A 13,353-nucleotide genomic window follows, 5' to 3' on the forward strand; every position below is an offset into this window, starting at 1 on the left:
TTCAATATTCCTCACTCGCTTGCTTTATGGCGATTTGGCAACTTTGTGCAAATCTGCTCATTCCCAACTGTTTACGTTCCAACCTCTCTTATTCTCCTTTGGCTGCTTTAGAGTTTTATGTTAAACAATCTAACTCATAGTTTCTTGCCCCGGAACTCATAGTTTTTGATTGCGTAACTCACCATTTTGTATACTGCAAGAGCTAAACCTCTTGTAGGTTTCTCTAAAAAAATAACACGGACAAATTGAATTTGTCCGGACAAATTGTCCGGAGGTTCGTAAGTACTTGTTTATCAATATGCTATAAGCGCCCGGACAAAAGAGCCGGACAAATTCAATTTGTCCGTGTTATTTTTTTCGGCAGTTTTAATGGTGCTTTTCCTTATTTTTCAAACAAATCGTTTCCAGTTCTCTGCCTATAATATTCTCCTTCATAATAGTTACTGGAAATAGTTGCTATTAGTCGTGGAAATGTGCGAAAAAACAATAGATTTCCACGACTAATAAATATCAATTAATAGTTATTTAAGCAAGTCTTCCATAGCGAAGACTCGGTGCGTTATAGTAATGGAACCATATATAAAGGTAAATACTCGATACCGTTTTCTATTTTCAGATCAGCTGCATGAATAACGTATGGAGTTGCTAAATACTTATCGTATTTTTTTATACATTTAGTCAGCGAGGTCGTGGTGTACCTTACTGTGGATTTTACCTCTATAGGAGATATGTTGTGCCGAGATGTGGTCTTGCTTTTGGCAATGAGAAAGTCTATCTCCATCCTTGAATCTTTGTCTTCTCTGTCGTTGTTAGAGTAGAAAAACAGATGATGACCTGAGGCTTTGAGCATCTGAGCAACAATATTTTCGATGAGCATACCTGAGTTCATTTCGAGTTTGTCCTTCAGTATCTTTTGATATAACTCTTCTGATATGATGCCTCGTTCGTCAAAAGCGTGACTGATAAGCAGTCCTGTGTCTGCCAAATAGCATTTCAGACTAGAGTCTTCTCTTTTTAGATTAAGTCCGATGCTCGGTTCTGTCGTGTTGTAACACGTATTGATAATCATGGCATCTTTTAGCCATAGAAAAGCACTGTCGTAATCACGCATTCTAGCATCCTTGCTTAAATCTGCCAACTTGAACTTTTTCTCATGCTTTTGGAGCTGTGAAGGAATCTGGTCAAAGATGCTTGCTACCTTCTCTGCATAGTTGCCTGCATAGTCGTAAATACTGTTGCGATATAAGGTGAGTATTTGCCTTTTTACTCTGTCTGTATCTTCAAAACTATGCGTGTCTATATATTTCTGGACAGCTTGTGGCATACCACCAACAATCAAGTATAGCCTAAAGAAATCCATGGCCTTTCGATGCAAGGCTTGTCCTAAAGGCTGTTTGTTGGCAAATTGGTTTCTGATGAAATCCATCATCATGTCGTCACCATTTGCCCATAAGAATTCCTCGAAGTCCATAGGATACATATAGATGGTCTCTTCTTCGGAAGGAATCAGAATGTTTTCTGTATTCCTTCGAATAGAGATTAATGAACCTGTCTCTATATAATCATATCTGCCGTCTGCAACCAAATATTTGATGGCAGTACGTGCACGTGGACAGAATTGTACTTCATCAAAGATGATGAGTGAATCTCTAGGATATAGCTTTTTGCCACTGTAAATGCTCAGGTGCATAAAGAGCATGTCTAGATTGTCGAGATAAATGTCGAACAGATGTTTGACATCTTCCCCGACTCTGTTGAAGTCGATAAGAATATAGCTGCGATATTCCTTCTTGGCAAATTCTTCCACCATATAGCTTTTTCCTACACGTCTGGCTCCTTCCACCATCAATGCGGTTTCACCTTTCCTTTGTTGCTTCCACTCGACAAGCTTATCATATATTTTCCTTTTCATTATAAACTTCTCTAAAATAGGTTTGATAAATACAATGCTTACACGAAAACGAGATTATTGTTAGATGAAATTTACACGAAAACAAGATTATTGTTTGGTAAAATTTACACGAAAACAAAAATATCTCGGCTGCAAAGATACTAAAAATATCGTTTCGCTCAAAATAATGAGACGCTATTTTGCGCGAAATGGGGTAAAAACATCGTTTCGCGCAGAATAGTGATGAGAAATGAGTTGTTAGTCGTGGAAATGTATGAAAAAACGATAGATTTCCACGACTAATAATGGAAATTCCTGATTTGTATCCCTTTTATACCGAATATTAGACCCATTTGAGGTTTTTTTTGCCTAATTTTGCAACCGAAATAAACAACTAGAGTTTTCACTAACTTAATAATAACGTCAGCAAAATGAATAAATTATTCGTATTAATGATGTTGTGGATGATGTCGTGTCTCCCAACTCTGGCACAGGCTCCGATGGACGGAGGCGTGTGGAAGGACAATACCGGCAAGCATATCAATGCACATGGTGGCAACATCTTCAACTACAAAGGTACCTACTATTGGTATGGCGAAAGCCGCTCAGAGAATGGAAAGCCTTACAGCTCACTCGGTGTAAGCTGCTTTACTTCAAAAGATCTCAAGAACTGGAAGAATCATGGATTAGTACTCCCTGTATCCAATGAAGCAGGTAGCGACATCGAGGGCGGATGCATCATTGAACGTCAAAAGGTTCTCTACAACAAGAAGACCAGAAAGTTCGTGATGTGGTTCCTTCTCGAATTGAAAGGCAGAGGATATGGTGCTGCCCGCTATGGTGTGGCTACCAGCGATACACCTTTCGGACCTTTCAAGTTCGTTCGCTCGGGTAGAGTGAATCCGGGCATCTATCCTGTAGGCTTCGCTAAGCCGGATACTACCGATCTCAAGCATCAGCTTCTCTTCCCAGAACTGAAGAGCTGGTGGACTCCAGAATGGCGCAAGCAGATTGAGCGCGGTATGTTCTGGATGAGAGACTTCGCTGGAGGTCAGATGGCAAGAGATATGACGGTCTTCATCGATGATGATGGCAAGGCTTATCATATCTATTCTTCTGAGGATAACTTAACGCTCCAGATTGCACAGCTGACAGATGACTACATGCAGCATAACGGCAGCTATGTACGTGTGGCAGCAGGTGGACAGAACGAGGCTCCTACCATCTTCAAGCAGGATGGAATCTACTGGATGATTACCAGCGGATGTACCGGGTGGGCACCTAATGCAGCTCGCATGTTCAAGGCTAAGAATATCTATGGTCCTTGGGAACAGTTGCCTAATCCTTGCCGTGGCGAGGGTGCCAACAAAACCTTCGGTGCGCAGGGTACCTTTATATATAAGGTGGAAACTGCAGCACAGAAGAAGATGTTCCATGGTGCCGACTATGTGTTCATGGCAGACATGTGGAATCCAAAACATTTGAGTGACAGCAGACACCTGTGGGTACCTATTTCTTGGGAAAATGGTGCACCAGTGTTGAAAAAATAATAAAATATACGGTCGCTCTGCTTGTTTCTAACTTAATTTTCATATATTTGCAGTTGCTTAGCTCAGGCTACCGGCAACTCTCAACTTACAATTATCAATAACAGCAAACAAATTTACGACTATCTATGAATTATATATTTAAAAGTATCATGATGACGCTCGTCCTGGCTTTGGTTCCTTTTATGGGAATCTCAGCCAAGAAGAAGGCAGCTCAGCAGAGCGACCGCCAATACTGGTGTTCGCTTGCCTACAAGATGGCACAGCCTGTTTTGGAAAACATGGCTAAAGGCGAGTTACAGAAGAATATGCAGACTGAGTTCAGTCCCAGCTTCGACAACCGCAACAGGAAGGTGCTCTATATGGAGTGCTTCGGCAGACTGATGGCTGGTGTAGCTCCCTGGCTTACCCTTCCGGATGATGCTACTGCCGAGGGCAAACAGCGCAAACAGTTGCGTGAATGGGCATTGGCTTCTTATAAGAATGCTGTAGACCCTCAGAGTCCTGACTATCTCTGCTGGGGCATCGGTGGTCAGAATCTGGTAGATGCAGCCTATATTGCAGAGAGTTTTCTCCGTGCTTACGATACACTCTGGAAACCTCTTGATGAGGTGACCAAGAAGCGTTATCTCACAGAGTTTTCCAAGCTCCGCCACATCGACCCTCCTTATACCAACTGGTTGCTCTTCTCTTCAACCATCGAGAGTTTCATGGCAAAGGCGGGTGGCGATTTCGATGAATATCGCGTCAATTCGGCTTGCCGCAAGGTAGAGGAGTGGTATGTAGGGGATGGCTGGTATGCTGATGGTCCTTCGTTCGCATTCGATTACTACAGCAGTTACGTGTTCCATCCTATGTATCTGGAAACTCTCCAGGCGATGGTAGATGCCAAGGTCAATTCCCGTCTCGACTATCAGAAGTACTATAACAGAGAGTTGAAGCGCTGCCAGAAGTACAGCATCATTCTCGAAAGATTCATCTCTCCTGAAGGAACCTTCCCAGCATTCGGAAGAAGTATTCCTTACCGTATGGCTACGATGCAGCCGCTGGCTCTGATGGCATGGTACCAGAAGTTGCCTAAGGATTTGAGCAACGGTCAGGTGCGTGCAGCGTTGACCAAGGTGCTTCATCGCATGTTCGACCAGGAGAACAACTTCAATGAGAAGGGTTATCTCTCTATCGGTTTCTGCGGAAACAGTCAGAAGAACGTTGCCGACTGGTATACCAACAACGGTTCGCTCTATATGACAACCCTCGCCTTCATGCCTCTCGGTTTGCCTGCCGACCATCCTTTCTGGACCGATGCAGCACAGCCTTGGACTCAGGTGAAGGCATGGAACAACCAGCAGTTCCCTAAGGATCATCACTGGAAGGACGATATCGTCACCAAGGACAAGTGGTAATTTTAGTTAAGAGTTTATAGTTAAGAGTTTATAGATTGTTATGCGCAAGATATTGATGATGCTGGCGGCTGCAGCCTTGGCTTTGCCTTTGAATGCAGCGCAGCCAGCAAAGAAGACCGCTAAGGTCAAGAAACAGAACAAGAAGGAAGTGAAGGCTTCCAAGAAATGGGACCATGAGCAGGTGGTGGAACTCATCACTAAGGTGAATAACTACTGGCAGGCCAACAACAAGCCTGAGGTTCGTGCCTTCTGGGATAATGCCGCTTATCATACCGGAAACATGGAGGTATATAAGATGCTGAAGGATCAGAAGATGCTCGATTACTCTATCCGTTGGGCTGAACACAACGACTGGACGGGTGCAACAGAGGCTAATCCTGCCAAGTGGAAGTACAAGCCATACGGCGAAGGTAAGGATTACGTACTCTTTGGTGACTGGCAGATCTGCTTCCAGACTTATATCGACCTCTATAACATCGAGGCTGCCAAGGGTAATGCCGCAGCATCAGAATATATGGTGAAGCGTGCCAAGGAGGTGATGCACTACGAGGCTTATTCTCAGCCAACAGACTACTGGTGGTGGAGCGATGCCCTCTATATGGTGATGCCTGTGATGACTAAGATGTATAAGCTGACCGGCGATACCAAGTTTCTCGACAAACTTTACGATAATCTTCTCACTACCGATGAGATTATGCTTGACAAGGAGACCAACCTCTACTTCCGTGATGGCAAGTATGTTTATCCTAAGCACAAGAGTGCCAACGGAAAGAAGGACTTCTGGGCTCGTGGTGATGGCTGGGTTCTTGCAGGCTTGGCTAAGGTGCTTCAGGATATGCCAAAGGACTACAAGCACTATCAGTTCTTTGTAGATAAATTCCAGAAATTGGCTAAGGCTGTAGCTGATATTCAACAGCCTGAAGGATACTGGACCCGTTCTATGATGGATCCAGAGCACGCTCCAGGTCCTGAGACCAGTGGTACAGCCTTCTTCACCTATGGTATGCTTTGGGGTGTCAACAATGGTTATCTCAACAAGAAGGAGTACAAGAAGGTCATCGACCGTGCCTGGACTTATCTGACAGAGACTGCCGTTCAGCCTGATGGAAAGGTTGGTTATGTTCAGCCTATCGGAGAGAGAGCCATCCCTGGTCAGACCGTAGATGCCAACTCTCAGGCAAACTTCGGTGTGGGAGCCATGCTTCTCACAGCATGCGAATATGATAAGTATCTTGCCATCAAGTAAGATGCCTATATATAATAAGGTATAGGTGAACCCTATATATTTAAGGTATATATCAATTTAAAATAGTATTAATAACAACTGACAAACATGAAACAGAGACTATTCGCTACATTAAGTTTGGCAGGATTGGCTATGACAACCTTTGGCGCAACAAAACCGAAGGCTGCCATTAAGTCGTTGAATAAGACGACCGTCCAGCAGCCAACTTACACAGAATGGCACGACCTTCAGGTGAATGCCATCAACCGTTTTCCGTTGCACACCAATTTCTTCACCTATCCGGCAGATGACTGGGTTTCAGAGAAAGACGGTAAGATCGTGAGCAAGGATATCCTGCACATGAACAAGACGGAGAGCAAGTATTTCCTTTCGCTCGACGGAACCTGGAAGTTCAACTGGGTGGCTAATGCAGACCAGCGTCCTACCGATTTCTACAAGGAAGATCTTGATGATTCCAAATGGAAGACCATGAATCTGCCTGGCATCTGGGAGATGAACGGATTCGGTGATCCGGAGTATGTAAATATTGGTTTTGCATGGCGTGGACATTTCGACCAGCAGCCACCAGCTGTTCCTACCAAGGATAACCATGTAGGTTCCTACCGTCGCATCATTGACATCCCTGCCAACTGGGATGGCAAGCAGGTAATAGCCCATTTCGGTAGCGTAACTTCCAATATCTATCTCTATGTAAACGGCAAGTTTGCCGGTTATGCAGAGGATAGCAAGGTGGCTGCCGAGTTTGACATCACTCCTTATCTGAAGAAGGGCAAGAATCTGATTGCCTTCCAGACCTTCCGCTGGTGTGATGGTTCCTGGGATGAGGATCAGGACTTCTGGCGCTTGAGCGGTGTGGCTCGTGAAAGCTATCTCTTTGCCCGCGATGCCAAGTTGCAGCTGGAGGATATCCGTATTACTCCTGACCTTGTAAACAACTACAAGGATGGTGTGCTCAACATCTCTGCCAAGGTAAAGGGAACAGGCAAGCTGAACTTCATCCTCTTCGACAAAGAGGGCAAGCAGGTGGCTACAGCTACAGGATTGGCAAAGAATGGAACAGCCAACATTACGATGAACGTAGCTAATCCTCAGAAGTGGAGTGCAGAGACACCTTATTTATATACACTGCAGGTTTCCCTCTCAAGCGCGCTGAAGAATGGCAACATGAAATCAGCTAGCATGACTCCTGTCAAGGTAGGTTTCCGCAAGGTGGAAATCAAAAACAAGCAGTTCCTTGTCAACGGTCAGCCTGTGCTCATCAAGGGTGCCAACCGTCATGAGATGGACCCTGACGGAGGTTACGTATTGAGCATGGAGCGCATGATTCAGGATATCAAGACTATGAAGCGTCTGAATATCAACGCTGTCCGTACTTGCCACTATCCTGACGATCCACGCTGGTACGAACTCTGCGATGAGTATGGTATCTATATGATAGCTGAGGCTAACCAGGAGAGTCACGGTTTCCAGTATGGCGATGATGCTGCTGCCAAGAAACCGATGTTTGCCAAGCAGATTATGGAGCGCAACCAGCACAATGTTTCCATGTACTTCAATCATCCTAGTGTCGTAACCTGGAGTATGGGTAATGAGACAGTGATGGGCGATAACTTCCTGCAGGCCTACAAGTGGATCAAGAGCCAGGACCAGAGCCGTCCGGTTCAGTATGAGCAGGCTTGCAGAGGCGAGGGTACCGATATCTTCTGCCCTATGTACTATCCTGTAAGTGCTTGTGAAAAGTATGCGAAGGACCCTAACAGTCCGATGCCACTCATCCAGTGTGAGTACAACCATACTATGGGTAACTCAGGCGGTAACTTGAAGGATTACTGGGATCTGATTCGCAAGTATCCTATCCTCCAGGGTGGTTTCGACTGGGATTTCGTCGACCAGGGCTTGCATCGCAAGGCTTTGAAGCCGATGACCATCAAGAATCCAGAGAAGATGAGCAATGAAGAACTCCGCAAGATAGAATACTGCTATGGTGGTGATTACAACAGTTACGATCCTAGCGACAACAACTTCAACTGCAATGGTATCATCGGTCCAGACCGTCAGCTCAATCCTCATGCCTACGAGGTAGCTTACCAGTATCAGAACATCTGGACTAAGATGGTGAATGCAGAGAAGGGCGAAGTAAGTGTATACAATGAGAACTTCTTCCGCGATTTGAGCAACTATGCCTTAGCTTGGAGCCTGATAGAGGATGGCTTGGAGACTCAGAACGGTACCATCGCTGATATCGATGTAGCTGCCCAGCAGACCAAGAACTTCACCATCCCTTACGACCTTTCTAAGGTAAAGGGCAAGGAGGTGTTCCTCAACATCGATTTCCGTCTGAAGAAGGCTGAACCTCTGATGGAGGCTGGTCAGATTGTGGCTTATGCCCAGCTGGCTGTGAAGGAAGGCAAGTGCTGCGGTCATTGTGCAGACAATCTGGCTAAGGCTCAGAACGGCAAGAAGGTGAAGGCTAAGCTCATCGACAAGAAGGGCGAGCAGGATATCACCGTCACTACTCCTGATCTGACTGTGAAGGTGAACCGCACAACCGGTCTCATCTCTGAATATACCTATCGTGGCAAGTCGCTCCTCGGCGAGGGCGGTACCCTGAAGCCAAACTTCTGGCGTGCTCCTACCGATAATGATTTCGGTGCAGGTCTGCAGAAGAAGTTCAAGGTTTGGAAGAACCCTGTCATGAACCTGAAGGGCGTAGCTGTTGAAAAGGATAAGAAGGCAAACACCATTAATATCTGTGCAACCTATGAGATGCCAGAGGTGAAGGGCGAGCTGGAAATAGAATATCTCATCATGCCTAACACCGGTGCGATAAAGGTAAGCCAGGAGTTCGATGCTGCTGATGATGCCAAGGTCAGCGATCTGTTCCGTTTCGGTATGCTGATGCAGTTGCCATACGATATGGACAAGAGCCAGTATTACGGTCGTGGTCCTATCGAGAACTATTCAGACCGTGAGGACTGCATGCGTATTGGAATCTACAGCGATGATGCCGATAACCAGTACTTCCCATACATTCGTCCACAGGAGAGTGGAACCAAGGGCGATATGCGCTGGTGGAACCAGACCGATGCTTCCGGCTTCGGATTCAAGGTGAAGAGCTGCAAGCCATTCTATGCTTCCGCTATCCACTTCGACACAGAAGAACTGGATGATGGAGATGACAAGGATCAGCGCCACAGTTTCAATCTGAAGAAGTCAAGATTCACCAATCTCTTCCTCGATGCAGAGCATTCTGGTGTGGCTGGTGAGAACTCTTGGGGTGCATGGCCTTTGGAGAAATATCGCCTCCATTATGGCGATAAGAACTTCACTTTCGTGCTCATTCCATTAGATAAATAGTAGAAAAGCAGGGATTTATACGAAAATCCAATATATTTAAACAGAAAATCCACCTCATTCGGGGTGGATTTTTTTATCTTTGCAGCAAATTACTGCACCACCTATATTTAATAAGGTGTAAGTACAGACCTAAAAAATAAAATAACGAACAATATGAGAAAAGCAAAATTTTTCGCAGCAGCATTGCTGGCGATGTCTTCACTCGGAGCTTTCGCACAGCATCAGTTTACTGTTCAGGCTAACAAGCCTGGAGCAGAAATCCAGCCTACCATGTATGGTATCTTCTTCGAGGATATCAACTTCGGTGCCGATGGTGGACTCTATGCAGAGATGGTAGAGAACCGTTCCTTCGAGTTTCCACAGCGCCTGATGGGATGGAATACATTCGGAAATGTAACCCTCAGCGATGTTAAACCTGCCTTCGACCGCAATCCTCATTATGTAACACTTGAGAGCGCAGGCGCACGTGAGAAACAGACTGGTCTTGAGAACCGTGGCTTCTTCGGCATGGGCTTGAAGAAGGATATGAAGTACGATTTCTCTGTTTATGGCCGTCTTCATCTCATCGATGGCAAGCAGGGCAAGATTCGCGTAGAACTCGTCAATTCAAAGAATGATGTCATTGCCAAGCAGGTCATCAACATCACCAATAATAAATGGCAGAAGCTTACTGCTACCCTGACTTCTCCTCAGACCGATGCCAAGGGTTTGATGCGTGTTTATCTGGAGAAGGGTTCCGAGAGCGTAGATCTCGACCATATCTCTCTCTTCCCTCAGGACAACTGGAACGGTCTCCGTGCCGACCTTGTACAGGATCTTGCCGACCTGAAGCCAGGTATCTTCCGTTTCCCTGGTGGATGTATCGTAGAGGGAACTGACCTCGATACCCGTTACGAGTGGAAGAACTCTGTGGGTGCTCCTGAGAACCGTCCTTTGAATGAGAACCGCTGGAGAGATACCTTCCCACATCGTCTTTTCCCTAACTACTATCAGTCATTGGGCTTGGGCTTCTATGAGTATTTCCTCCTTTCAGAGAAGATTGGTGCTGAGCCATTACCTATTCTCTCTGTAGGTTTGGCTTGCCAGTTTCAGAACGATGATAAGGATCCTAATGCACATGTAGCAGTCAAGGATCTTCAGAGCTATATCGACGATGCACTCGACCTCATCGAGTTTGCCAATGGACCTGTTACTTCCAAGTGGGGTAAGCTCCGTGCCGACATGGGTCATCCTGCTCCATTCAATCTGAAGCAGATTGGTATCGGTAACGAGCAGTGGGGACCTATGTATCCTGAGCGCTTGCAGAAGTTCATGGAGCAGATCCATGCCAAGTATCCAAAAATCAAAATCTGCGGTTCATCTGGTCCATCTGCTGATGGCAAGGACTTCGACTACGGTTGGGAGCAGATGCGCAAGTTGGGCGTAGACATGGTGGATGAGCACTACTACAAGAGCCCAGAGTGGTTCCGCAGCAATGCCAGCCGTTACGACAAGTACGACCGCAAGGGTCCTAAGGTCTTTGCCGGTGAGTATGCAGCTCATGCCAAGAATGATCCAAACTCTTGGGAGGCAGCCCTTTCTGAGGCAGCTTTCATGACCGGTTTGGAGCGCAATGCCGATGTGGTTTATCAGGCTACCTACGCTCCTCTCTTCGCTCATGTAGAGGGATGGCAGTGGCGTCCGGACCTCATCTGGTTTGATAACCTTTCTTCTGTCCGTTCTGCCAACTACTATGTTCAGCAGCTCTATGGCGAGAACAAGGGTACCAACGTGTTGAAGCTTACCGAGAACTGCAAGGCTGTAGCAGGCGAGAATGGCCTCTATGCCACAGCTTGTTTCGACAAGCCAACCAAGAGTTACATCGTGAAGATTGCCAACACCTCTAAGGAGGAGAAGGAAATCAATGTAACTTTCAATGGTTTGAAGAAGTTGAATCCAGGTAAGGTAACTGTTCTTCATGCTGATGATATCCAGGCAGAAAACAAGATAGATAACAAGAATGTAGTAGTTCCTGTTACATCAGATGCACAGGTTCAGGGCAATGTGTTGAACGTGAAGATGAAGCCAAACAGCTTTGTTGTATACCGTTTCTAATTGCCGGCCTCCAATCTTCAATAGATCCTTAAGGTACAAATAGATAAGTGGATAATGTGAATCCCTTGCAGCTCTAGCGGTTGCAAGGGATTTTTTTGATGTCAAATAAACCTGAAAAACCAACGTTTAGGCTTTTGCTGGCAACAAAAACGCTTAGGCAGGATGATGAAGACGGCTAAGGTTCAGTCAGTTGTGCTTTTAAAGAAAAAAAATATCCAAAAATTTGCTCATTTACGGTAATTTTTCTATTTTTGCAATGTGTTTGTCAGAAAATGATGAATTTAACGAAAAAATAAGATAGATTTTTAAGAATTTAAAACAATATACGTATGATTAGAGAAAAGTATTCTGTCATCATCATGATGATTGCTCTTTCTCTGGGACAGGTAGCCCTGGCTCAGAAGGTAGAGCACGTGAAGAGGTTTGAACCTGTAAGCAAGTTGCAGAACCAGAAGGAGGAGACCCCTGCCGGAGTGGAGAATCAGACAACTGTGCAAGTGGACAGTATCCCAGAAACGCCTCCTGTACCGCAAGACCGGCTCGATACCATCTATTACAATAAAAATTGGAAAGTAACCCCTAATAAGGCTTTCGCCACTTATTACCGCCTGGCACTCTATCCTGCTGATACTACGGCACCTAAGGAGTTCAGAACTTATTATATGAGCGGTGAACTGCAAGGGGAAGGCAGTTTTGCTGTCATCGACAAGAAGGATGATGCAAAAAGTGAGTTTATAGGTGCGGTCACAACCTATTTCAAGAATGGAAAAGTAGAGACTCAGAAGAACTATCAATCCGGTTTGCTCACAGGCGAATATACCTCTTATTTTAATAATGGTAACGTAAAGGAGCATTTCTTTATGAATGAGGGCAAGAAAACAGGTGTTGGTGCCTCTTTCTCTGAGAATGGCAGAGTCTGTACCCTTACTCCTTACAAGAATGATGTTTCTGAAGGATTCTATGTTGTTGTAGATGCTGATGGAAATTATTCTAAATATTCTCTCTCCGACCGTCAGCCTATTTTGGAAGTCCCTTCCCAGGATGAAATTGTGACTGAGTATAAGAATGGTGTGGCTTGGCCTTATTACAACAAGAACGGACTTATTGTGGGTGTCAGCAATTCGGTGGTAGATGAGAATATCGGTGGTTATCGTGAGATTGGCTTGTTCATTGTCAACAAGAGCATGATCAATGTGGATATCGACCCTGCCCAGATTGAAATCTATGACATGAAGGGTGGCAAGCGCAAGAATTTCGAACTGGTGAGTGCTGATGAGTATGATGAGAAAATCAAGAAGTTCAAGAAGAAGGTTGCGAAACGTTCGGTCAAGAACAAGGCTGTTGTGGAGACAGAGCATGAAAATAATGTGAATGCCAACTTGGGTGCACAGGTGTTTGATGCAGGAACATCTAATACACTGAAGGATTTCCAGACCCGCATTTGCAAGATGCAGCAGCTGGAATCAGGCAATCGTATGAAGTATTCTGATAAGATGCCGGAGGATTTGGGCTATCTCGAGCGTACCACCATCCATCCGGGTGAAGTGGTTTCGGGCTATCTTTATACTTCAGACCGCAAGACTTCCGATCTCTTTGTCAAGGTAAAGATCAAGGGTATCGATTATGTCTTTGAATGGAAGACGGGTAAGAAGAAATAGACTTTTGTCCTCGCAGAAGCATGGAACGGAGAACTTTTTGTATGCAAAAAATAAGAAAAGTTTGAATTATGCATAAAAAAACGACCGAAATGGTAGCAGTTAGCCAATTATTTCGTAACTTTGCACCCGCAAACTTTAATAAAACAATAAAAGAAGA

7 protein-coding genes are annotated in these 13,353 nt (G+C 45.2%); 6 read left to right on the forward strand and 1 reads right to left on the reverse strand.

Annotated features, from left to right (window positions below; translation table 11 throughout):
* Positions 1 to 559: 559 nt before the first annotated feature.
* Positions 560 to 1,912, reverse strand: coding sequence for an ATP-binding protein (locus KSW37_RS05875; protein WP_217313624.1), 1,353 nt, complete (start codon positions 1,910 to 1,912; stop codon positions 560 to 562).
* 410 nt (positions 1,913 to 2,322) lie between these two features.
* On the opposite strand from KSW37_RS05875, the gene KSW37_RS05880 reads away from it, so the two are divergent.
* The 6 genes from KSW37_RS05880 to KSW37_RS05905 all read left to right on the forward strand — a co-directional run bounded on the left by KSW37_RS05880 (position 2,323) and on the right by KSW37_RS05905 (position 13,196).
* Complete coding sequence (locus tag KSW37_RS05880; protein WP_217313625.1) at positions 2,323 to 3,441, forward strand: glycoside hydrolase family 43 protein; 1,119 nt, start codon at positions 2,323 to 2,325, stop codon at positions 3,439 to 3,441.
* 149 nt (positions 3,442 to 3,590) lie between these two features.
* On the forward strand, positions 3,591 to 4,841 hold the full coding sequence (locus KSW37_RS05885; RefSeq protein ID WP_437183109.1) for a DUF2264 domain-containing protein: 1,251 nt from the start codon (positions 3,591 to 3,593) through the stop codon (positions 4,839 to 4,841).
* Positions 4,842 to 4,881: 40 nt separating this feature from the next.
* Positions 4,882 to 6,087: a glycoside hydrolase family 88/105 protein gene (locus KSW37_RS05890; protein ID WP_254368563.1), complete on the forward strand. Its 1,206-nt coding sequence runs from the start codon at positions 4,882 to 4,884 to the stop codon at positions 6,085 to 6,087.
* An 87-nt stretch (positions 6,088 to 6,174) separates the two neighbouring features.
* Entirely contained in the window at positions 6,175 to 9,444 is a 3,270-nt protein-coding gene (locus KSW37_RS05895; RefSeq protein WP_217313627.1) for a glycoside hydrolase family 2 TIM barrel-domain containing protein, read from the forward strand.
* Between the two features lie 153 nt (positions 9,445 to 9,597).
* Positions 9,598 to 11,538, forward strand: a complete 1,941-nt coding sequence (locus KSW37_RS05900; RefSeq protein WP_217313628.1) for an alpha-L-arabinofuranosidase C-terminal domain-containing protein — start codon at positions 9,598 to 9,600, stop codon at positions 11,536 to 11,538.
* 329 nt (positions 11,539 to 11,867) lie between these two features.
* Positions 11,868 to 13,196 (forward strand): toxin-antitoxin system YwqK family antitoxin, encoded by a 1,329-nt coding sequence (locus KSW37_RS05905; RefSeq protein ID WP_217313629.1) that lies wholly within the window; start codon positions 11,868 to 11,870, stop codon positions 13,194 to 13,196.
* The last annotated feature ends 157 nt before the right edge of the window (positions 13,197 to 13,353 follow it).

The sequence above is a fragment of the Segatella copri genome (assembly GCF_019127135.1).
In the GTDB taxonomy this organism is placed as follows: Bacteria; Bacteroidota; Bacteroidia; order Bacteroidales; family Bacteroidaceae; genus Prevotella.

Bases quoted from the DNA above. Each gene is read 5' to 3' on its own strand.
- KSW37_RS05905 (WP_217313629.1), top strand. From the start codon at position 11,868: ATGATTAGAGAAAAGTATTCTGTCATCATCATGATGATTGCTCTTTCT.
- KSW37_RS05885 (WP_437183109.1), top strand. From the start codon at position 3,591: ATGATGACGCTCGTCCTGGCTTTGGTTCCTTTTATGGGAATCTCAGCC.
- KSW37_RS05895 (WP_217313627.1), top strand. From the start codon at position 6,175: ATGAAACAGAGACTATTCGCTACATTAAGTTTGGCAGGATTGGCTATG.
- KSW37_RS05890 (WP_254368563.1), top strand. From the start codon at position 4,882: ATGCGCAAGATATTGATGATGCTGGCGGCTGCAGCCTTGGCTTTGCCT.
- KSW37_RS05880 (WP_217313625.1), top strand. From the start codon at position 2,323: ATGAATAAATTATTCGTATTAATGATGTTGTGGATGATGTCGTGTCTC.
- KSW37_RS05875 (WP_217313624.1), bottom strand. From the start codon at position 1,912: ATGAAAAGGAAAATATATGATAAGCTTGTCGAGTGGAAGCAACAAAGG.
- KSW37_RS05900 (WP_217313628.1), top strand. From the start codon at position 9,598: ATGAGAAAAGCAAAATTTTTCGCAGCAGCATTGCTGGCGATGTCTTCA.